The following is a 19,753-nucleotide window of genomic DNA, read 5'->3' as shown; positions in this document are numbered from 1 at the left end:
GGTGGAGGTGGTTCCGCTACCGCAGGTCACCGCCAGTGACGTCGTCGCCGGTGGCGTCACCGCCGACGACGTCGCCGCTGATGACGTCGTCGCTGATGACGTCGTCGCGCCAGACCAGGGCGGTGACGCCCTTGACCTCGATGACCCGTACCCGTTGTCCGGGAGTGAAGACCCCGATCCCGTCGTAGGACCGGGCGCTCCACAGCTCTCCGTCGATCTTGACCTGGCCGCCGTCGGCGTCGACGCGCTCCAGCACCAGCGCGGTGGCGCCCTCGATCGCCGCGACCCCGAACGGTTCCTCGCCGCTGGTCAGCGCCGCCGTGCGGTGCCGCTGGATGACCGGCCGGACGGCGAGCACGGTCAACGCGGAGACCGCGGCGAAGACCAGGGCCTGTACGGCGACCGGTGCCCCCAGGGCCGCCGCGACCGCCGCCGCGAACGCGCCGGCGGCGAACATGACGAGGAACAGCGTCGCGGTGAACAACTCCGCGATCGCGAGCACGACGCCCAATACGATCCACAGGACGGGTTCCACATACCGATCGTGACATGTATGCGCACCAGCGGCGACCACAGAACCGACATATCGGGCATATTTCGAGCAGGGTCACCCGGGGGCGACGCACCGCTGTCAGGTCACCACGTACAGGAGTGTTGTGAGCGTGTCCGCGTCCCTCTCCCCCGGCACCATCAGCATGATCGACACCGCAGTCGCCGAGCTCCAGTCGTACGGCCGAGCGCCCTCCGTCGCCCTCGGCGTGCTCCGGGACCGGCAACTGGCGCATGTCTCGTCCGCCGGTGAGCACCCCTCACCCCACCCCGACCTGCAGTACCGGATCGGCTCGATCACCAAGACCTTCACCGCCACCCTGGTGCTGCGGCTGCGCGACGCCGGCCGGCTCGACCTCGACGACCGGCTCCGCGACCACCTGCCCGACGCCCCGTTCGAGCGGATCACCCTGCGCCAACTTCTCGGCCACGCCGCCGGCCTGCAACGCGAACCGGACAGCGACGGCTGGTGGGAACGCACCACCGGCACGGATGTCGCCACCCTGCTGGCCGGGCTCGGACCGGACAAGGTGGCCTTTCCGCCGCACCGCACGTACCACTACTCGAACCTGGCGTACGGGCTGCTCGGCGCCGCCCTGCACCGGATCACCGGTACGCCGTGGAGCGAACTGGTCGCCACCGACCTTCTCGGCCCGCTCGGCATGACCCGCACCACCTACCATCCCACCGCCCCGTACGCCGCCGGCTACGTGGTGCACCCGTGGCACGGCACGCTGCGCGAGGAGCCCCGTACCGACACCGGGGCGATGGCCCCCGCCGGCCAACTCTGGTCCACCGTCGCCGACCTGAGCCGGTGGGCGGCGTTCCTCGCCGACCCGGACCCGGCGGTGCTCGACCCCGCCACGATGGCGGAGATGTGCCTGCCGGTCGCGATCAACGACCCGCAGCGGTGGACCGGCGGCCACGGGCTCGGCCCCGAGCTGTACCGGGTCGGGGAGCGGGTCTTCGCCGGCCACGGCGGTTCGATGCCCGGCTACGTGGCGCTGCTCGCTGTGGACCGCGACACCGGCACCGGTGTAATCGCCTTCGCCAACTCGTACGGTTTCGCCCAGGGCACCATCCGTGAGCTGGGGCTGCGGGTGCTGGCCGGGGTGCTCGACCGGGAACCGCCCGCGCCGCGTCCGTGGCGGCCGGGCACCCTGCCGCCGCCGGACATCGACGCGATCTGCGGCCGGTGGTGGTGGATGGGGCGGGAGATGCAGGTCTCCTGGGACGCTGACGCCGCCGAACTCGTCCTCGCCCTGCTCGGGCCGGTGCAGCCGGTGACGTCACGGTTCGCCGCGGCGGGCGTGGACCGCTGGCAGGGCCGCAGCGGTGCCCAGCAGGGCGAGATCCTCACCGTACGGCGTGGACCGACCGGCACCCCGACGGCGCTGGACCTGGCCACCTTCATTCTCACCCGCGACCCGGACGACCTCGGCTGACCGGCCCACGGCGCACTACCGCGACGGGCGGACGGCTCACTGCGGCGGTACGGTCACGAAGTCGATCAGCCGCTCCATCGCGTTGATCAACGGTGTCTCCACGTCCTGGTAGCTGCGCACCGCGCCGAGGATCCGCCGCCACATCTGCGCCGGCTCGGCCACCCCGACCGCCGCGCAGACACCTTCCTTCCACGGCTGGCCGGGCGGGATCTGCGGCCACTGCCGCAACCCGACCCGGTCTGGTCTGACCGCCTGCCAGACGTCCACGTACGGATGCCCGGTCACCAGCACGTACGGCGAGGTGACCGCCGCGACCAGGCGGCTCTCCTTTGAACCGGGCACCAGATGGTCGACCAGGACCCCGAGGCGCCGCTGCGGCCCCGGCGCGAACGCCGCAACCTCGGTGGCGAGGGCGTCGATGCCGTCGAGCGGCTCGACCACCACACCTTCGATCCGCAGGTCGTCGCCCCAGATCCGCTCCACCAGGGCCGCGTCGTGCACCCCTTCGACCCAGATCCGGCTGGCCTTCGCGACCTGGGCCGGCCGGGGACCGACCGCGATCGACCCGGAGGCGGTGCGCTGGCGCTGCCGGGGCGTGGCGGCGGGCCGGTCCGGCCGGCGCAACGTCACCGGCTGGCCGTCGAGCAGGAACGCCGCCGCCTCGAGCGGAAAGTGCCGCCGCCGGCCGTGCCGGTCCTCCAGGGTCACCGCACCGGACTCGAAACCCACCACCGCTCCGCAGAAGCCGGAGTCGACGTCCTCGACCACCAGGTCCAACTCCGCGTCGAGGACGGGAACGGTGCGCCGCCGGCGCCAGTTGCCCGCCAGGACGTCGTCTCCGTACCGCCGGTCGCCACCCATCGCGGCAGGCTAACCCCGCCGGACCGGGCCGGGCACGACGACGCGCCGCAAAGGTCTGCCGCCAGGCACGACGACGCCACACGGGGTGCGGCACCAGCGGAGTCGAGACAACCGGGGCGACGGCACGTACCCTAGCCTGCATGTCCCCCGCAGTAGGCGCGGCCACCCTCGGGGCGCGCCGGTCCAGCCGATTCGTGGCCTGGGTCCGCGCGTGGCGCGCCGGGCTGGTGCCGTACGACGAGATCGCCGACGAGATAGCCGGCGACGAGGAGCATCTGGTCGCCGACGCGCCCGGCGCCTGGACCGACCTGCCGTTGCGTGACGCGCTGCCCTGTTTCGCGAAGCTGGCACCGGACGAGATCCGGTTGGTCCTGCCGGCCCCTGGCGACCCGCGCGGGCTGCCCGGCCCCGGCGCGTTCACCGGCGCGGCGCTGCTGGCCGGTGAAGCCGTGGTGGCCCGGGGCCTGGGTGTCATCCCAGAGGTCCGCAGCCACACCTCCGGGTCGGGGGTGACCTTCGAGACGGTGCTCTGGCGGGTCTACCCGCTGCCCGACGAGTTGCCCGGCGGCGGGCGCACGGAGCCGGGACCGGCCGAGGCGGAGGCCGACCTGTCCGCCACCCTCGCCGAGGCGACCACCGCGTTGACCCGGCTGGACATCGCCCACTGGCGACCCGAGCTGGCCGGCGCGTTGGCCGCGCTGCGCAGGCCCGACGGTGGCATGGACCTGCCACCTGGATTCGACCCTCGGGCCCGCCGATTGTTCGCCCGCGCCAGTGTGCTGGACGGGGTGCTGGCGTTGGCCGAGCACGCGGCTCCCGGCGGCGCGGTCAACGGCTACGAGGCGCAGCAGCGGGATGCCGCGCTGCGACCCCTCACCGCCGCCTGCCGGCGGGCGCTGGTCGCCGCCTGCAACGCCCCGCTACGCCCCTGACCCCCGCGACGCCCCTGACCCCCGCGACGATCTTGCAGTTATCGAGACGATTTGTCCACTTTGTCCGACGATAAGCGCAAGATCGTCGCGATCAGGTGAGGGCGGGTGGTGCTCAGACCTCGTCGATCAGGTCGGCCACCGACGGGACGATCCGCGACGGACGGTACGGGTACCGGTCGATGTCGGCCCGGTTGCTGATGCCGGTGAGCACCAGGATCGTCTGCAGACCTGCCTCCAGCCCGCAGAGCACGTCGGTGTCCATCCGGTCACCGATCATCGCGGTGCTCTCCGAGTGCGCGTCGATCGTGTTCAACGCCGACCGCATCATCATCGGGTTCGGCTTGCCGACGAAGTACGGCTCCACCCCGGTCGCCTTCGAGATCATCGCCGCAACCGAACCGGCCGCCGGCAGGGCGCCCTCGGTCGACGGCCCGGTCGGATCCGGGTTGGTGCAGATGAACCGGGCCCCGTCGTTGATCAGCCGGACCGCCTTCGTGATCGCCTCGAAGCTGTAGGTCCGGGTCTCCCCGAGTACGACGTAGTCCGGGGCGTAGTCACTCAGGATGTAACCGACCGCGTGCATCGCCGTGGTCAGACCGGCTTCGCCGATCACGTACGCGGTGCCGCCCGGCCGCTGGTCGGCCAGGAACTGCGCGGTCGCCAACGCCGCCGTCCAGATCGCCTGCTCGGGCACGTCGAAACCCATCCGGGTGAGCCGGGCCTGCAGGTCACGCGGGGTGTAGATGGAGTTGTTCGTCAACACCAGGAACGGCTTGCCGGAGGCACGTAGCCGGTTGATGAACTCCGGTGCGCCGGGGACCGGCTGGCCTTCGTGCACCAGCACGCCGTCCATGTCGGTCAGCCAGCTCTCGACGGGTTTGCGGTCGGTCACGACGGTCTCCGGGGGGTGGTCGCGGGAGTGCAGCAGTTCACCGGGCAGGTGTCCCAGACCGGCAGCGTACCCAGCCGCTGCCGGGTCACCGTACCGTCCGGGCTCAGCCGTTCGCGCACCAGATCACGCACCATGGACACGAACGCCGGATGGGTCCCGGGCGTGCCGGCCCGCACGTACGTCAACCCGAGCTCCTTGGCGGTCGCCGCCGCCTCGGTGTCCAGGTCCCAGACCACTTCGAGATGGTCGGAGACGAACCCGACCGGGCTGACCACCACGGCGGCGACACCCTGCCCGGCCAGGTCCCGCAGGTGGTCGTTGACGTCCGGCTCCAGCCACGGCACCTGCGGTGGCCCGGACCGGCTCTGCCAGACCAGGTCGTACGGCAGGTCGGGGGCCGCCTCGGCGGCGACCAGCCGGGCGGTCTCGGCCAGCTGGGCCTGGTAGCGCCCACCGTCCGGCCCTGCCGCCGCGGCCATCGAGGTCGGAATCGAGTGGGCGGTGAACACCAGCCGGGCGCGCTCGCGTACCGCCGGGTCGAGGGTGGCCAGCGCGGCCCGGACCGCTTCGGCGTGCGGCAGGACGAACCCGGGGTGGTCGTGGAACTGACGCAGCTTGTCGATCACCGGGGCGTCCGGGCCGACCGCCGCCCGGGCCGCCGCGATGTCCTCCCAGTACTGCCGACACGACGAGTAGCCGCCGTAGGCGCTGGTGGCGAAGGCGAGCGCGTGTCGCACCCCGTCGTCGCGCATCCGGGCCACCGTGTCGGCCAGCATCGGATGCCAGTTCCGGTTGCCCCAGTAGACCGGTAGGTCGATCCCGTGCGCGGCGAAGTCGGCCCGGATCCCGGCGAGCAGGTCCCGGCACTGCTGGTTGATCGGCGACACCCCGCCGAAGTGCTGGTAGTGCTCGGCGACTTCGGCGAGCCGCTCCGGCGGTACGTTGCGCCCCCGGGTGACGTTGTGCAGAAACGGCAGCACGTCGTCGGGCCCTTCCGGGCCGCCGAACGACAGCAGGACCAACGCGTCGTACGCCATGACGCCATTGTTCCTGGTCCGAGGCGCGCCGTCGGCGGCGCACCCCGGATCGCTCCGCCGGTCAGCCTCGCCGGTCACGCCCCGACGGCGTGGAAACCTCCGTCGACGTGCACGATCTCGCCGGTGGTCGCCGGGAACCAGTCCGACAGCAGCGCCAGGCAGGCCCGCGCGGCCGGCTCCTGGTCGGTCAACTCCCAGCCCAACGGCGCCCGCTCGGTCCAGGCGTGTTCGAAGGCCTCGAAGCCAGGGATCGACTTGGCCGCCATCGTGCGCAGCGGCCCGGCGGAGACCAGGTTGCTGCGGATGCCCTTCGGCCCCAGGTGCAGCGCCAGGTAGCGGGAGGCGGACTCCAGGCCGGCCTTGGCCACGCCCATCCAGTCGTACACCGGCCAGGCCAGAGTGGCGTCGAAGGTGAGCCCGACGACCGCGCCACCCGGGCGCATCAGCGGCAGCGCCGCCATCGCCAACGACTTGTACGAGTAGGTGGAGACGTGCAGCGCGGTCGCCACGTCCTCCCAGGGCGCGTCGAGGAATCCACCGCCGAGGCAGCTCTGCGGGGCGAACCCGATCGAGTGCACCACCCCGTCGAGACCGTCGACGTGCTCGCGGACCCGGTCGGGCAGGGCGGCGAGATGGTCGGCGCTGGTCACGTCCAGTTCGATCACCGGGGCCTCGGCGGGCAGCCGCTTGGCGATCCGTTCGACCAGGGACATCCGGCCGAACCCGGTCAGCACGACGGTGGCGCCGTTCTCCTGGGCCAGTTTGGCCACCGAGAAGGCGATCGACTGGTCGGTGATGACACCGGTGACGAGCAGCCGCTTACCGGCCAGCAGTGCGGACACAGGGTTCTCCGTTCGATGGTCGATGCTCGATGGAGCCGGAAGGTGGAGCCGATGGAGCCGGAATGCGATGGGCGGAGCCGGCGAGGTTCGGGCTCAGCCCGACGGCGGCGTCAGTGGCCCATGCCGAGGCCACCGTCGACCGGGATGACCGCCCCGGAGATGTAACTGGCACCGTCGCCGGCGAGCCACGTCACCGCCGCGGCCACCTCGTCGGCGGTGGCGAACCGGCCCGCCGGGATCGCCTTGCGGTACTCGGCCTTGCGGTCCTCCGGCAACGCGGCGGTCATGTCGGTCTCCACGTAGCCCGGGGCGACCACGTTGGCGGTGATGTTGCGGGCACCCAGCTCCCGGGTGATCGACCGGGCCATGCCGACCAGTCCGGCCTTGCTGGCCGCGTAGTTGACCTGCCCGGGTGAGCCGAGCAGGCCGACCACCGACGAGATGAAGATCAGCCGGCCCCACCGGGCCCGCAGCATCTTCGTCGAGGCCCGCTTGGCGCACCGGTACGCACCGGTCAGATTGGTGTCCAGCACCGAGGTGAACTGCTCCTCGGACATCCGCAGCAGCAGCGTGTCGTCGGTGACGCCGGCGTTGGCGACCAGCACCTCGACCGGGCCGAGTTCGGCTTCGACCGCACTGAACGCCTGGTCGACGGAGTCGGCGTCGGTGACGTCGCAGCGGACGCCGAACAGGCCGGACTGCTCGTCGAAGCTCGACCGGTAGGTGACCGCGACCCGGTCGCCCTGCTTCGCGAACGCCTGCGCGATGGCCAGGCCGATTCCCCGGTTACCGCCGGTGACCAGTACGGTGCGCGCCACGTTCCCCCCTTGTCATGGATGATCCGGCTTGGAGACTAGGTGCTACCGCCGGGTAAGCAGTAACCCGGGGGTACTAGCCCCACGGTGTCATGACACCTGGTCGGTCCGGTCGTAGCCTCGCGGTGGTGACAGCGGTGAACGGCAGTGCGATCGGGCAGGTCCGGCAGACGTGGCGTCAGCTGATCTCCGGGCCGGACTATCCGCCGGCGCCCGCCACCACCCCACCCGGCCGGTGGCGGGTCGTCGGCCGGCGGCTCGCGTTCGCGCTGTTCCTCCTGCTCGGCGCCATCGCGGCGCTCGACCTGTACGAGGCCGACCACCTGCCCAAACCGCTCGGGCCGATCCTCGGCTTCGTCAGCGTCGCACCGGCAGCGCTCGCCTATCTCCGGCCGTTGCGGGCCTGGCAGATCGCGTTCCTGCTGCTGTTCCCCGGGATGGTCTGGTATCCGTTCGGATTCCCGTGGAGTCCGTTCCAGTTCCTGGCTCTGCTGTGCGTGCTGGCGGTGCTGGGCCTGCGAGCCGAGCTGCGGGTCTCGGCGACGGCCGGGGCGGTGACCGCACTGCCCGTACTCGTGTTCACCGGCTCGGACGGCAGTTATCTGCTGGTCGGACTCATCGCGCTGGTCATCGCGGTCGCCGACCAGGTACGCCGGCGGCGGGTCAGTCAGCACGCGCTGGCCAGCCAGACCGTCGTCACTCAGCAGGAGCAGCAGCGGCGGGCGGTGCTGGAGGAACGGGCCCGGATCGCCCGGGAGATGCACGACGTCGTCGCCCACCACATGTCGATGATCGCCGTGCAGGCGGAGACCGCGCCGTACCGGCTGGCCGGGCTGACCGCGCCGACCCACGACGAGTTCACCGCGATCGCCGGTGCCGCCCGCGCCGCGCTCGCCGACATGCGCCGGCTGCTCGGGGTGCTGCGCAGCGAGACGGAACGGGCCCAGCGCAGCCCACAGCCTGGGCTGGCCGACGTCGCCGAGATGGTCGACTCCGCCCGCCGGGCCGGGCTCGACGTCGAGTTGGCGGCGGACCCACGCCTGGCCACGCTCGCCGTGGCCGAACCGGTCGGGTTGGCGGCCTACCGGATCGTGCAGGAGGCGTTGACCAACGCCGGCCGGCACGCACCCGGGGCGAAGGTCCGGGTCGAGCTGCGGACCACGGTCGCGCGTCTGGTGGTACGGGTCAGCAACGGGCCCGCTCAGCTGGCCGCCGGCCAGGAAGGCTCTGCCGGGGGGCACGGGCTGATCGGGATGCGGGAACGGGCCGAGCTGCTGGGCGGTAGATTCTCCGCCGGTCCGGACGGCCGGTCCAGCTTCGTGGTCACCGCCTGGTTGCCGTACCGCCCGACCGACACCGCAGCCGGCGACACCACCGTCAACGGCGCCACCGGTGCTGACGCCGACGGCGGAGCCGACCCGGACCGGCCCACCGGGTAGCGTGCTGGCGACGAGCGAAGGACGACATGATCAAAGTGTTGATCGCCGACGACCAGGCGATGGTCCGGCAGGGTTTCGGTGCTCTGCTCGGTGCCCAACCGGACCTGGTGGTGGTCGGTGACGCCGCCAACGGCGCCGACGCGGTCAGCGCGGCCCGCCGCCTCGACCCCGACGTGGTCCTGATGGATGTCCGGATGCCGGTGCTGGACGGGATCGCCGCCACCCGCCAGCTGCTCGACGGCCGGTCCCGCGAGGAACCGCCCCGGGTGCTGATCCTCACCACGTTCGACCTCGACGACTACGTCTACGAAGCACTGCGGGCCGGGGCCAGCGGCTTCCTGCTCAAGGACGCGCCGGCGGCCGACCTGGTCAACGCCGTACGGGTGGTGGCCGCCGGCGACGGGCTGTTGTCACCGTCGGTCACCCGCCGGCTGATCGCCGAGTTCGCCACGCGCCCCGGACAGCACCGTCCCCGCCCGGTGTCGCTGACCTCGCTGACCGACCGGGAGACCGAGGTGCTGCGGTTGATCGCCCGGGGCCGGTCCAACGGTGAGATCGCCGCCGACCTGGTCGTGGCCGAGCAGACGGTCAAGACCCACGTTGGACGGATCCTCAGCAAACTCGGCGTCCGGGACCGGGCACAGGCGGTCGTCGTCGCCTACGAGTCGGGTCTGGTCACCGCCGGCGAATAGCCCTCGGGTACGACGCCGAAGCTGGCTCCGTGGCACGACGCGGGTGACCACACCCCGACCGCAGGCTCATCGGTATGCGTATCCGTCTGATCGCCCTCGCAACGATGTGCGGTGCCGCGCTGGCCACCGCGCCGGCCGGGCAGACCGACCTGTGGCCGGACACCACCGGACGGCAGTTCCTCGAGTTCGACACCACCGGTGACGGCACAGCCGTCGAGGCCGTCGGCGACCTGTCGACCGCCCGGCGGATCGCGGTGCTGATTCCCGGAACGGACAACACCCTGGCCACGTTCGACCGGGGCCTCGGCGGCGTCACCCACCGTGCGCCGACGGTGCAGGCCCGGGTGCTGTACGGGGCGGCACAGCAGCGCGAGACGCGTACCGCCGTCGTCGCCTGGCTCGGTTACGACCCGCCGGAGGGGTTCGGACCGGCGGCGCTGCGCTCCGACCGCGCCGAGGCCGGCGCGGCCGCGCTGGTCGGGTTCGTCGCCGAGTTGTGCCGGCGGCAACCGGAAGCAACCGTCGTGGTGGTCGGACACAGCTACGGCGCGATCGTGGCCGGGTTGGCCGCGCCACGGCTCGACGGCTGCGTCACCGACCTCGTCGCGCTCGGAGCTCCCGGGATGGGCCGGGAGCACGTCGCCGATCTCGGCACCCGCGCCGAGGTCTGGCACGCCACCGCCGTCGACGACTGGATCCGGCGGGTGCCGTCGGTACGGTGGGCCGGATTCGGGCACGGGACGCCTCCGGCGGACCTAACGTTCGGGGCCCGGTCGTTGCCGACCGACGGCGTCGACGGCCACGACGGCTACCTGCGGCCCGGCAGCGGCACCCTGGACGCCCTCGCCGATCTGCTCGCCGACGACCCGACCCGGTCCGGCACGCGGCTCACGGCGGTGGCCCGATGAGCACGGCGCAGACGATGAAGCTGACGGTACCGCCGGAAGCCACCGCGCCGACGACGGTGCCAGCGGACCCGGCGCGGCCACTGCGGGAGCCGGTCGTCGATCTGGTCCGAGCGCTCGCCATCATCGGGATCGTCGCCGGCCACTGGTGGGTGACCGCCCTGGTGCTCACCGGCGACGGACTGCTGCGCGTCGACAGTCCGTTGATCGACATGACCTGGCTGCATCCGCTGTCCTGGCTACCGCAGACCCTGGGGCTGCTGCTCTTCGCCGCCGGATTCGCCGCCGCCCGCAGCAGCGGACCGCGCCCCGGCGGGGCGGACCGACCCGGCGGGCCCGAAGGGTCGAGCGGGCGCGGCGGGTCGAGCGGCGGATGGCTGCGTACGCTGCGCGGCCCGTTGCTGGGGTTCGCCGCCGGCCTGACACTCGCGCTGGTCGTCGGCTACCTCGCCGGTGCACCCACCGGCAGCCTGGTGACCGTCGCGAAGCTGGCGGTCAGTCCGTTGTGGTTCCTCGTCGTGCTGCTGTTCCTGCGGGCGCTGTGCGGCCCGCTGCTGCGCGGCATACGGCGCAGCCCGGAGCGGGCCTTCGTGACGGTCACGCCAGCCCTGACGGCGGCGGTCACCATCGTCGTCGCCGCCGACGCCGGTCACCTGCCGCCGATGCTGGCCGTCGTCGCCGCCTGGGTCCTGCCGTACCTCGCTGGCGGGCTGATGGCCGGGTACGGTCCGCCGCCGGCCCGGTACGCCGTCGGCCTGCTCGTCGGCGGGGTGGCGGTGCTACTCGCGCTGACCCTGGTCGGCGGGTACCCGACCAGTGCGGTGGGCCTGCCGGGGCAGGTCCGGTCGAACCTTGACCCGCCGTCGCTGGCGACCCTGGCCCTGGTCTGCGCGCAACTCGGGGCGGCGGCGCTGGCCCTGAGGTGCCTGCGGGGCCGGATCGACACCACCGCCCGGTGGTGGACGCCGGTCGCGGCGGTGAACCGGCACGCGATGGGCATCTACCTGTGGCACCAACCGGTGCTGCTGGCGACGACGTTCATCGCACTGTGGATCGCCGGCGGCACCGCCGTCGCCGGTCTGCACACCCCGCCGGACGATCCCGGCTGGCTCGCCGACCGGGCCGTCCACCTGCCGATTCTCGCGGTCGCACTGATCGTGCTGCTGCGGATTGTGCCACGACGCCGGCCTGGGTGTACGCTCTTGCCCGGTTCAACGCCCGGACGACCTGTGGAGGTGATCGCTGTGCGAGATAGCGATCCTCCGAGTCGCCGCCGGGTCACCGGTCGAGCGCGCTGACAGCAGCGCGGCTCCCGGTGCACCCGTGTGGTCCACCAGTGTCGCCCGTCAGCCCGCCTGCCGGTCGCCCCTGTCCGGGGGTGACCGCCCCGTCGCCGGAGCCCGCCCCCGATGAACCGTTACGTCGCCCCGTTGGGATTCACCCTGGCCGCCGTCTGGATCGCCGTCATCTTCGTGCTGGCCAGCAGCGCCAGGTAGGGCGGTAAGGTCCGGCCGGCCGGTGGTGGACCCACCGGCCGGCCGGAACCGACCGGTGAGTCACCGGCAGGCCACCCGAGCCGTCCCGGCCCGTCCGGGCCAGGCGCAATTCACGGCAGCCGCGAAGTCCACACCAGACTCAGCGCCGCCGAGCCCAGCGCCAGCAGCAACGCCAGGGCCGCGTACCACTGGGTGATCTCCCGGGGCACGGTCCGCTGCCCGATCGACGAGCCCATGTCCTCGTACACCTGGCTGAGTTCGGTGGCGGTCGCCGCCTCGTAGAAGTAGCCGCTGGTCGCCTCGGCGAGCTCCGCCAGGGCGAACCGGTCCACCGGCACCCGCTGCACCTGACCGCCGATGCGCACCTGGCCGTCGTCGGTCCCGAACGCGATCGTCGACACCGGCACGTTGGCGGCGGCCGCCGAGGCCGCCGCCTCCTCGACGGAGCGGCCCGAGGTGCGGTAGCCGTCCGAGAGCAGCACGATCCGTGCCGGCGGCGGCCCCTGGGCTCCGTCGGTCGGCACCATCCGGATCGCCTCCAGCGAGGTGAACACCGCCTCGCCGGTGGCCGTCGCCTCGGCCAGCACCAGCCCGTCGATCGCCTGGGTCACCGCCGGCCGGTCCTTGGTCGGAGCGACCAGGACGTTCGCCGACTTCGCGAACGCGACCAACCCGATGTTGTAGCCCTCCGGCAGTTCCGCGACGAACTCCTTGGCCGCCTGCTGCGCCGCCTCGATCCGGCTGGGCGCGACGTCGTCGGCCTCCATCGACAGGGAGACGTCGATGGCGAGGATGACGGTGGCCCGCTCCAGCGACTCCTCGGCGTCGATCGACGGCCGGGCCAGGGCCGAGGCCAGCACCAGCAGGCTGAGCAGGAAGGCACCGGCGGCCAGGTATCGACGCCAGCCGAGGCCCTTGGGGGCGAGGGTACGCAGCAGGTCCACGTTGGTGAACCGCATCGCGTAGGCCTTGCGGCGGAACTGCCGCCAGACGTACAGGCCGGTGACGGCGAGGACCGGCAGGAGGGCGAGCAGCCACCACGGCTGCAGGAAACGGATCATCGAGCTTCGCTTTCCGGGCGCGGGGCGGGGGCCGGGCGGGCGATGCCACGGGTACGGGCGTGCCGCTGCCCGGCGACGAACCGGACGATGTCCAGCAGCCAGTCCGAATCGGTACGCAGCCGCAGGTGCGCGGCACCGGCACCGCGCAACGTCTGGGCGATCTCGGCCCGCTGCGCGGCGGCGGCCTCGGCGTACCGTCGACGCAGCCGGGGGTCGGCGGTCTGCACCTCGTGCAGCACACCGGTCTCGGGGTCGGTCAACTCCACCACACCGACGTCGGGCAACGCCAACTCGACCGGGTCGAGCACTTCGACGGCGAGCACGTCGTGGCGGACGGCGAGTTTGCGGACCGCCCGGCCCCACTGCTGCGGCGGAGCCATGAAATCGGAGATGACCACCGCGACGCCACGGCGACGCGGTGGCCGGTTGAGCATGTCGATCAGGGCGCCGAGGTCGCTGCGGCCGGGCCGCGACGGTGTGCCCGCGATCGCCCGCAGCAGCCCGTGCGCCTCCTTACGGCCGGTACGCGCGGGCAGCCGACGCGTCGACCCGCCCTGCGCCGGGGCACCGGTGCCGAGCACCGCACCGACCCGGTTGCCGCCCCGGGCGCTCAGGTGCACCATCGCGGCCGCCGCAGCGACCACCAGGTCCCGCTTGAGGCAGCGGGCGGTGCCGAAGTCGAGGCTGGCCGACAGGTCGACCGCGATCCAGGCTTCCAACTCCCGGTCGGCGACGGTACGGCGGACGTGCGCCACGGTGGTCCGCGCGGTGACCGGCCAGTCCATCCGCCGTACGTCGTCGCCGGGGCGGTACTCGGTGGACTCGCCGGCTTCGCTGCCCGGCCCGGGCAGCAGACCCACGTAGTCGCCCTGCAACAGCCCGTCCAGCCGCCGGGTGACGGTCAGGTAGAGCCGGGAGAGCACCGCCTCGGACCGGTCGGCGGGTGCGGTCACGGCAGCTGCCCGGGCCACGGGCCGACGCCCTGCGGCGCGGCCGGACCATTCGGCGGCAGCGGCATGCCCGGCTGCCCGGCGACGCCCGGCTGCCCGGGCCCGGGCGGGACGGCCGCGTTCTGCCGGGGGGCGACGGTCGGCAACGGTACCGTGGACATGACCCGTCCGACGATGTGGTCGGCCGGCACGTCGTCGGCGAGCGCGTCGTAGCTGAGCACCAGCCGGTGCCGCAGGATGTCGGGCGCGATGTCCTGCACGTCCTGCGGCAGCGCGTAGTCGCGGCCCCGCAGCATGGCCAGCGCGCGGGTGGCCCGGACGATGCCGAGCGAGGCACGAGGACTTGCGCCGTACTGGATGAGCTGGGCGACGTCGGGCATGCCGTGCTCGGCCGGCGACCGGGTGGCCAGCACCAGCCGTACCGTGTAGTCGACCAGGGCGTTGTGCACGAAGACCTTGTCGGCCTTGCGCTGCAGGTCGATCAGATCGGTCGGAGAGAACACCACACTCGGCCGCGGTGACTCGACGCCCATCCGGTAGACGATCTCACGTTCCTCGGCATCGGTCGGGTAGCCCACGACGATCTTCATCAGGAACCGGTCCCGCTGTGCCTCCGGCAGTGGATAGACGCCTTCCTGTTCGATCGGGTTCTGGGTGGCCATCACCAGGAACGGATCCGGCACCGGGTGGGTCTGTCCGCCCAGGGAGACCTGCCGCTCACTCATGACCTCGAGCAACGCCGACTGCACCTTGGCCGGTGCCCGGTTGATCTCGTCAGCCAACAGGAAGTTGACGAAGACCGGCCCGAGTTCGATGTCGAACTTCTCGCTCGACTGCCGGTAGATGCGGGTGCCGACCAGGTCGGCCGGCACCAGGTCCGGGGTGAACTGCACGCGGGCGAAGGAACCGCCGACGACGGTCGCGAGGGTCTCCACGGCGAGGGTCTTCGCCACACCGGGAACCCCTTCGAGCAGGCAGTGTCCACGCGCCAGCAGCGCGACGAACATCCGCTCGACCATCCGGTCCTGCCCGACGATCACTCGTTTGACCTCGAACATCGCCCGTTCGAGCAGGGTCGCGTCGGCCGCCGGGCTCGCGCCGGGCTGCGCCCCGGCACCGGTCGGGGTCGATGATTCGGGCGTGGTCGGCTGGGCCACCGGTCCTCCACAGCGTGGTTCTGGCGTCGTCGGTCGAAAGGGTCGTGCCGCCCTAAGCGTCGCACGCCGGCTCGAACCTATGGGCAGGGGCCGAGAAAGCACCGTCAGGTGGGTAGACACAACTGGGATCGGCGTGTGTACGATTCAGCCGTCGCCGGGCGGCTTCCCCCGTGGCCGCCCGGCGCTTACGCCAATCAGGCTTTCTACACTCGGCGGGTGACCGCAGTTTCCGATTCCGGCGACAGTGCTTCTGGTCCTGCCGGCAACGCGCCCGCCGACCCACTGATCTGCTCGGCCAAAGGCTGTCGCGCGGCGGCGACGTGGGCGCTGCGGTGGAACAATCCCCGGCTGCACACCCCGGACCGGCGCAAGACCTGGCTGGCCTGCGCGCAGCATCAGGACCACCTCGGCGACTTCCTGCGGGCGCGCGGATTCCTCCGCGAGGTGGCACCGCTTGGCTGATCGCCTACGCTCGTAAGGGTGAGTGAACCCTCCGCTGCTCCGGCAGCCCCGATCAGCCCGCTGGAGCCCTGGCCCGACACGGTGCAGTGGCAGCCGGTCTCCCGCGACCTGATCTGGGTCGAGTTGATCCGGCTGGCGATCGGGATGAGTTTCCTGCTGATCGGTCTCGGGGTCGGTTGGGCGTTGACCGGGTTCTGGTTCATCGGTGTCGGGTTCGCCGCAGCGGTGCTGTTGACGGTGCTGCGGGTGGTGACGACCGTACGGGCGGTCCACGCCTGGGGGTACGCCGAACGCGACGACGACCTGCTGGTGCGCCACGGGCTGCTGGTGCGACGGTTGTCGATCGTGCCGTACGCCCGGATGCAGTTCGTCGACGTCTCCGCCGGCCCGCTGGAACGGGTCTTCGACCTGGCCACGGTGCAGTTGCACACGGCCGCGGCGGCCAGCGACGCCCGGGTGCCGGGGCTGCGCCCGGCGGAGGCGTCCCGGCTACGCGACCGGCTGACCGCACTCGGCGAGGTCCGGGCGGAGGGGCTGTGACCCAGCCGCCGTACCCGCCGCCGGGCCCACCGCCGGCCGGCCAGGTGCCGTTCCCTCCGCCGACCGGGCCGGTGCCGTACCCTCCGTCGACCGGGCCGGTGCCGTATCCCCTGCCGGGGCAGGTCTTTCCACCGCCGGTGCCGCCGGAGGAGCCACGCCAGCGGCTGCACCCGCTGAGCCCGGTGCTCAAGGGCAGCCGTGCCCTGGCGGTGATCATCGCCGGACTCTCCTGGCAGACGCTCGGCCGGGTCGGCTTCGGCCGCTTCGCGCTGCTGGTCGTCCTCTGCCTGCTCGGTTACCTGGCGATAGCGGTGGTCAGCTGGTACAACACCGGTTACCACGTGGTCGGCAGGGAGCTGCGCATCCACGAGGGGCTGCTGTGGCGGCGGACCCGGGCCATCCCGTTGGAGCGGCTGCAGGCCGTCGAGGTGGTCCGGCCGCTGCTCGCCCAGTTGACCGGCCTGGCCGAGCTGCGTCTGGAGGTCGTCGGCGGCGGTCAGACCGAGGCACCGCTGGCGTACCTCACCGTCGCGGACGCCGCCGCGCTGCGGGCCCGGCTGCTCGCGCTCGCCGGTCGCGGCGCCACCGCCGGGTCCGTGCCGGACACGGCCACCGACGGCGGTACGCCGGCCAGCCTGCCCGACCCGTCGGCTCCCCCACCCGGCCGGCTGCTGCACACCGTCACCAACCGGGACCTGCTGATCAGTCAGCTGCTCACCCCGCAGACGATGTTCCTGCCGTTCGGGGTCGCCTTCGTCGTCACCCAGTTCGCGATGGACGTCACCTGGTCGTTCATCGCGGTCGCCAGCACCCTGACCGCCACCGCCGGCATACTGCTGCAGCCGATCCGACGGGTGCTCAACGACTGGAACTTCCGGCTGGCCCGCGACGAGGTCGGGCTGCGGGTCCGCCACGGGTTGACCGAGACCCGGTCGCAGACGGTGCCGTTGCACCGGTTGCAGGCGATCGGGGTGACCTGGCCGCTGTTGTGGCGTAGGAAGAAGTGGCTGCGGATGCGGTTGCACGTCGCCGGGTACGCCGCACCGGACACCCAGGGCGCCAGCAACCAGTCCGACCAGTTGCTGCCGGTCGGTGATCTGGCCACCGCGAACCGCATCCTCGTCGACGTGCTGCCCGGCATCGCGCTCGACACGTTGCCGATGACGCCGCCGCCCCGGCGGGCCCGCTGGCTCAACCCGTTGGCGCAGCCGAAGCTCGGTGCAGGGCTCGCGGACGACGTGTTCAGTGTCCGCAGTGGGCTGTTGACCCGGCAGATGCTGGTCGTGCCGTACGCGCGGATGCAGAGCGTCCGGGTGCTCCGGGGTCCGGTGCAGCGGCTGCTCGGGTTGGCCACGGTCTACGCCGACACCGCCGGCGGGCCGAGCGCCTATGCGAAGGACCGTGACGTGGCCGAGGCCTGGTGGCTGGCGGCGCAGCTCACCGAGCGGGCCCGTGCCGCCCGTACGGCCCTCGCCGAGGGCACCGAGCCGACGTCGTAGTCGCCCGGTCGAACTGCCGGCCGTCAGCGCCGCGTACACAGCAGATGCGGCATCATCGGATGAGCTGGGTGCCGAACGCGAAGGGTGTGCCGCCGTGGAGAAGAACTCCGGTGTTTCCACGGCGAAGGACGCCGCAGACCACGAACTGATTCTGGCTTTCGGTCGGTTACAGGGGGCGGCCAACCGGTTGGAGTACATCCTCGGGCGGTCACTCGAGCAGGAGTGCGGCATCAGTCACCTGATGTTCGAGGTGCTGCTGATCCTGGGCAGGGCGGGCGACCCCGGGTTGGCCATGGGGGCGATCAGCCGCGAGCAGGTGCTCACCACGGGTGGCGCGACCCGGCTGATCGACCGAATGGAGACCGCCGGTCTGGTGAGACGCAGCGACGCTCCCGGCGACCGGCGCGGCCGGCTGGTGCAGCTGACACCCCTGGGCGAGCAGACGCTCGTGCAGGCCGCCCAGGTACACCTCGACAACATCAAGCGGTACTTCCTCGATCCGCTGCCCGCCGCCCATCGGGAGCAATTCATGGCGGACCTGCGGATTCTCAGTCACGCCGCCCGGGACGTCCTGCCCCGACTACGCTGAGTGCTCGGTGACCCAGCTCACCATTCTCTGACTTCACGGCGGAATACCTGACGAGTCAGAGTCTGTTGCGTCAGGGTAAGCTCGCGAATGGCGAGCACCTGACACGAGAGGCCCGCATGAAGCTCGTCTACGTCTTCGACGCCTACTGCGGCTGGTCCCACGGGTTCTCTGGCACCCTCGCCGAGATCGTGGCCAGACATCCGGACCTGCCGGTGGACGTGGTGTCCGGCGGCCTGTTCACCGGCGTCCGCCGGCAACCCATCCGCACCCTTGGATACGTGAAGGGCGCCAACGACAAGATCAGCGAAATGACCGGCGCCGAGTTCGGCGACGGATACCAGCGGCTGATCGACGACGGTTCGTTCGTCATGGACTCCGAGGCCGCGGCCCGCGGGATGGTCGCCCTACGCCAGGCCGCACCCGACCGAGCGGCCGAGCTGGCCGTGGCGCTGCAGCGTGCCTTCTTCATCGACGGGCACAGCCTCTCCACGCCGGACACCTACCGCAAGGTCGCCGAGGCCGCCGGGGTCGACGCCGACCAGGTCATCGGGGCGCTGCACACTCCCGCCACCCGGGCCGCCGCCGAGGCAGATTTCCGTCGCGCCGCCGAGCTCGGCGTCGATTCGTACCCGACGCTACTGGTGGCAGCCGGTGACCGAGTCGTCCCGCTGACCCACGGGCACGCCACCGCCGACCAGGTCGACCGGCGCCTGGCCGCCGTGGCCACCGGTCTGGCGCGCTGAGCACACCATCCACCTGTCTGAACACCCGAGGAGCGAAACGCGAGCAGGCTCGACTTCACCGTCTTCGACCTGGATTTCCCGGTCGGCAGCAGGAACAAGACCGCCACCCTGATCACCGGCGACACCGACGCCCTGTTGGTCGACGCCGGGTTCACCCGCGCCGACGGACACCGGCTGGCCGCCGCGATCCTGGACTCCGGGAAGCGGCTGACGACCGTCTTCGTCAGCCACGGCGACCCCGACTTCTACTTCGGCGCCGAGGTGATCGCCGACGCCTTCCCCGATGCGACCTTCCTCGCCACCCCGCAGACCATCGCGCACATCCAGCACTCGTACCAGGGCAAGCTCAAGGCCTGGGCCGCCCTCGGCACCAACCTGCCCACCCGCCTGGTCGATCTCACCGCGCACACCGGCGACCTGACCCTCGAAGACCACCGGTTCGAACTGCACGGTGGCCCGGCCGCCCTGCCGGGGCGGCACTACCTGTGGCAGCCCGAGCACCGGGCCCTCCTCGGCGGTGTCCTGCTCTTCCAGCACGAGCACGTGTGGGTCGCGGACACTCCCAAGCCCGAACAGCGGGCGGCCTGGATCGCTCAGCTGGACGAGATGGCCGCCTTCGACCCGCAGCTCGTCGTGCCCGGCCACCGACTGCCCGGCACGCCCGCCGACGCCAGCGCCATCGCCGCCACCCGCGAATACCTGCTTGCCTTCGAAGTGGAACTCGCCCGCGCAACGGGGTCTGCCGGACTCACCGACGCCCTCACCACCCGATACCCCGAACACGGCATGCTCATCGCCGCCCAGATCGGCGCCAAGGTCGCCACCGGCGGGATGACCTGGGGCTGAG

21 protein-coding genes are annotated in these 19,753 nt (G+C 72.0%); 12 read left to right on the top strand and 9 right to left on the bottom strand.

Features of this window, described 5'->3' with window-relative positions:
- Nucleotides 1-16: 16 nt before the first annotated feature.
- Nucleotides 17-535 carry an NfeD family protein gene (locus ACN28F_RS29355; RefSeq protein WP_289205679.1) on the bottom strand — a complete coding sequence of 173 codons (519 nt, stop codon included), beginning with the start codon at nucleotides 533-535 and terminating at the stop codon, nucleotides 17-19.
- Between the two features lie 160 nt (nucleotides 536-695).
- Here ACN28F_RS29355 and ACN28F_RS29350 point away from each other — a divergent pair, with 160 nt between their 5' ends.
- Nucleotides 696-1,994 carry a serine hydrolase domain-containing protein gene (locus ACN28F_RS29350; RefSeq protein ID WP_289210941.1) on the top strand — a complete coding sequence of 433 codons (1,299 nt, stop codon included), beginning with the start codon at nucleotides 696-698 and terminating at the stop codon, nucleotides 1,992-1,994.
- A 36-nt stretch (nucleotides 1,995-2,030) separates the two neighbouring features.
- Here ACN28F_RS29350 and ACN28F_RS29345 read toward each other — a convergent pair whose 3' ends face one another.
- Nucleotides 2,031-2,855 (bottom strand): DUF3097 domain-containing protein, encoded by an 825-nt coding sequence (locus ACN28F_RS29345; protein ID WP_289205678.1) that lies wholly within the window; start codon nucleotides 2,853-2,855, stop codon nucleotides 2,031-2,033.
- Between the two features lie 140 nt (nucleotides 2,856-2,995).
- On the opposite strand from ACN28F_RS29345, the gene ACN28F_RS29340 reads away from it, so the two are divergent.
- A complete protein-coding gene (locus tag ACN28F_RS29340; RefSeq protein ID WP_289205677.1) occupies nucleotides 2,996-3,787 on the top strand; it encodes a hypothetical protein in 792 nt (263 codons plus the stop codon).
- A gap of 112 nt (nucleotides 3,788-3,899) precedes the next feature.
- On the opposite strand, the gene ACN28F_RS29335 is transcribed toward ACN28F_RS29340, so the two are convergent.
- From ACN28F_RS29335 to ACN28F_RS29320, 4 genes are all read right to left on the bottom strand, one after another.
- On the bottom strand, nucleotides 3,900-4,736 hold the full coding sequence (locus ACN28F_RS29335; RefSeq protein ID WP_421361565.1) for an HAD-IIA family hydrolase: 837 nt from the start codon (nucleotides 4,734-4,736) through the stop codon (nucleotides 3,900-3,902).
- Nucleotides 4,676-5,716, bottom strand: a complete 1,041-nt coding sequence (locus tag ACN28F_RS29330; protein ID WP_421360727.1) for a ferrochelatase — start codon at nucleotides 5,714-5,716, stop codon at nucleotides 4,676-4,678. The genes ACN28F_RS29335 and ACN28F_RS29330 overlap by 61 nt, the downstream gene beginning before the upstream one ends.
- 74 nt (nucleotides 5,717-5,790) lie before the next feature.
- Complete coding sequence (gene fabI, locus ACN28F_RS29325; protein ID WP_289205675.1) at nucleotides 5,791-6,558, bottom strand: enoyl-ACP reductase FabI; 768 nt, start codon at nucleotides 6,556-6,558, stop codon at nucleotides 5,791-5,793.
- Nucleotides 6,559-6,668: 110 nt separating this feature from the next.
- Nucleotides 6,669-7,376, bottom strand: a complete 708-nt coding sequence (locus ACN28F_RS29320; RefSeq protein WP_289205674.1) for a beta-ketoacyl-ACP reductase — start codon at nucleotides 7,374-7,376, stop codon at nucleotides 6,669-6,671.
- 125 nt (nucleotides 7,377-7,501) lie between these two features.
- Here ACN28F_RS29320 and ACN28F_RS29315 point away from each other — a divergent pair, with 125 nt between their 5' ends.
- The 4 genes from ACN28F_RS29315 (at nucleotide 7,502) to ACN28F_RS29300 (ending at nucleotide 11,707) form a co-directional block, all read left to right on the top strand.
- Complete coding sequence (locus ACN28F_RS29315; RefSeq protein ID WP_421360725.1) at nucleotides 7,502-8,812, top strand: sensor histidine kinase; 1,311 nt, start codon at nucleotides 7,502-7,504, stop codon at nucleotides 8,810-8,812.
- Between the two features lie 26 nt (nucleotides 8,813-8,838).
- Nucleotides 8,839-9,504, top strand: a complete 666-nt coding sequence (locus ACN28F_RS29310) for a response regulator (RefSeq protein WP_289205672.1) — start codon at nucleotides 8,839-8,841, stop codon at nucleotides 9,502-9,504.
- A 74-nt stretch (nucleotides 9,505-9,578) separates the two neighbouring features.
- Nucleotides 9,579-10,412 carry an alpha/beta hydrolase gene (locus ACN28F_RS29305; protein ID WP_421360723.1) on the top strand — a complete coding sequence of 278 codons (834 nt, stop codon included), beginning with the start codon at nucleotides 9,579-9,581 and terminating at the stop codon, nucleotides 10,410-10,412.
- A complete protein-coding gene (locus ACN28F_RS29300) occupies nucleotides 10,409-11,707 on the top strand; it encodes an acyltransferase family protein (protein ID WP_421360721.1) in 1,299 nt (432 codons plus the stop codon). The genes ACN28F_RS29305 and ACN28F_RS29300 overlap by 4 nt, the downstream gene beginning before the upstream one ends.
- Nucleotides 11,708-12,015: 308 nt before the next feature.
- Here the strand turns inward: ACN28F_RS29300 and ACN28F_RS29295 are convergent, their stop codons facing one another.
- From ACN28F_RS29295 to ACN28F_RS29285, 3 genes are read right to left on the bottom strand one after another with little or no spacing between them, the layout of a single operon-like run.
- Nucleotides 12,016-12,966, bottom strand: coding sequence for a VWA domain-containing protein (locus tag ACN28F_RS29295; protein ID WP_289205669.1), 951 nt, complete (start codon nucleotides 12,964-12,966; stop codon nucleotides 12,016-12,018).
- Nucleotides 12,963-13,937: a DUF58 domain-containing protein gene (locus tag ACN28F_RS29290; protein WP_289205668.1), complete on the bottom strand. Its 975-nt coding sequence runs from the start codon at nucleotides 13,935-13,937 to the stop codon at nucleotides 12,963-12,965. Before ACN28F_RS29290 ends, ACN28F_RS29295 begins: the two co-directional genes overlap by 4 nt.
- Nucleotides 13,916-15,073 carry an AAA family ATPase gene (locus ACN28F_RS29285; protein WP_289205667.1) on the bottom strand — a complete coding sequence of 386 codons (1,158 nt, stop codon included), beginning with the start codon at nucleotides 15,071-15,073 and terminating at the stop codon, nucleotides 13,916-13,918. The genes ACN28F_RS29290 and ACN28F_RS29285 overlap by 22 nt, the downstream gene beginning before the upstream one ends.
- A gap of 216 nt (nucleotides 15,074-15,289) precedes the next feature.
- On the opposite strand from ACN28F_RS29285, the gene ACN28F_RS29280 reads away from it, so the two are divergent.
- From ACN28F_RS29280 to ACN28F_RS29255, 6 genes are all read left to right on the top strand, one after another.
- Nucleotides 15,290-15,535: a hypothetical protein gene (locus ACN28F_RS29280; protein ID WP_421360718.1), complete on the top strand. Its 246-nt coding sequence runs from the start codon at nucleotides 15,290-15,292 to the stop codon at nucleotides 15,533-15,535.
- An 18-nt stretch (nucleotides 15,536-15,553) separates the two neighbouring features.
- A complete protein-coding gene (locus ACN28F_RS29275; RefSeq protein ID WP_289205665.1) occupies nucleotides 15,554-16,075 on the top strand; it encodes a PH domain-containing protein in 522 nt (173 codons plus the stop codon).
- A 98-nt stretch (nucleotides 16,076-16,173) separates the two neighbouring features.
- On the top strand, nucleotides 16,174-17,574 hold the full coding sequence (locus ACN28F_RS29270; RefSeq protein WP_421361563.1) for a PH domain-containing protein: 1,401 nt from the start codon (nucleotides 16,174-16,176) through the stop codon (nucleotides 17,572-17,574).
- A 94-nt stretch (nucleotides 17,575-17,668) separates the two neighbouring features.
- Nucleotides 17,669-18,163, top strand: coding sequence for a MarR family winged helix-turn-helix transcriptional regulator (locus ACN28F_RS29265; protein WP_421360717.1), 495 nt, complete (start codon nucleotides 17,669-17,671; stop codon nucleotides 18,161-18,163).
- Between the two features lie 116 nt (nucleotides 18,164-18,279).
- The gene (locus ACN28F_RS29260) at nucleotides 18,280-18,906 is read left to right on the top strand and encodes a DsbA family protein (protein ID WP_421360716.1); all 627 of its coding nucleotides are present in this window, start codon (nucleotides 18,280-18,282) and stop codon (nucleotides 18,904-18,906) included.
- A 69-nt stretch (nucleotides 18,907-18,975) separates the two neighbouring features.
- Nucleotides 18,976-19,752, top strand: a complete 777-nt coding sequence (locus ACN28F_RS29255) for an MBL fold metallo-hydrolase (protein WP_421361561.1) — start codon at nucleotides 18,976-18,978, stop codon at nucleotides 19,750-19,752.
- The last annotated feature ends 1 nt before the right edge of the window (nucleotide 19,753 follow it).

Origin of the sequence: Solwaraspora sp. WMMA2101, from assembly GCF_049179175.1 — a bacterium.
Lineage (GTDB): Bacteria > Actinomycetota > Actinomycetes > Mycobacteriales > Micromonosporaceae > Micromonospora_E.
Note: the sequence above shows the minus strand (reverse complement) of the source record. Positions and strands in the feature narration are given on the sequence as shown.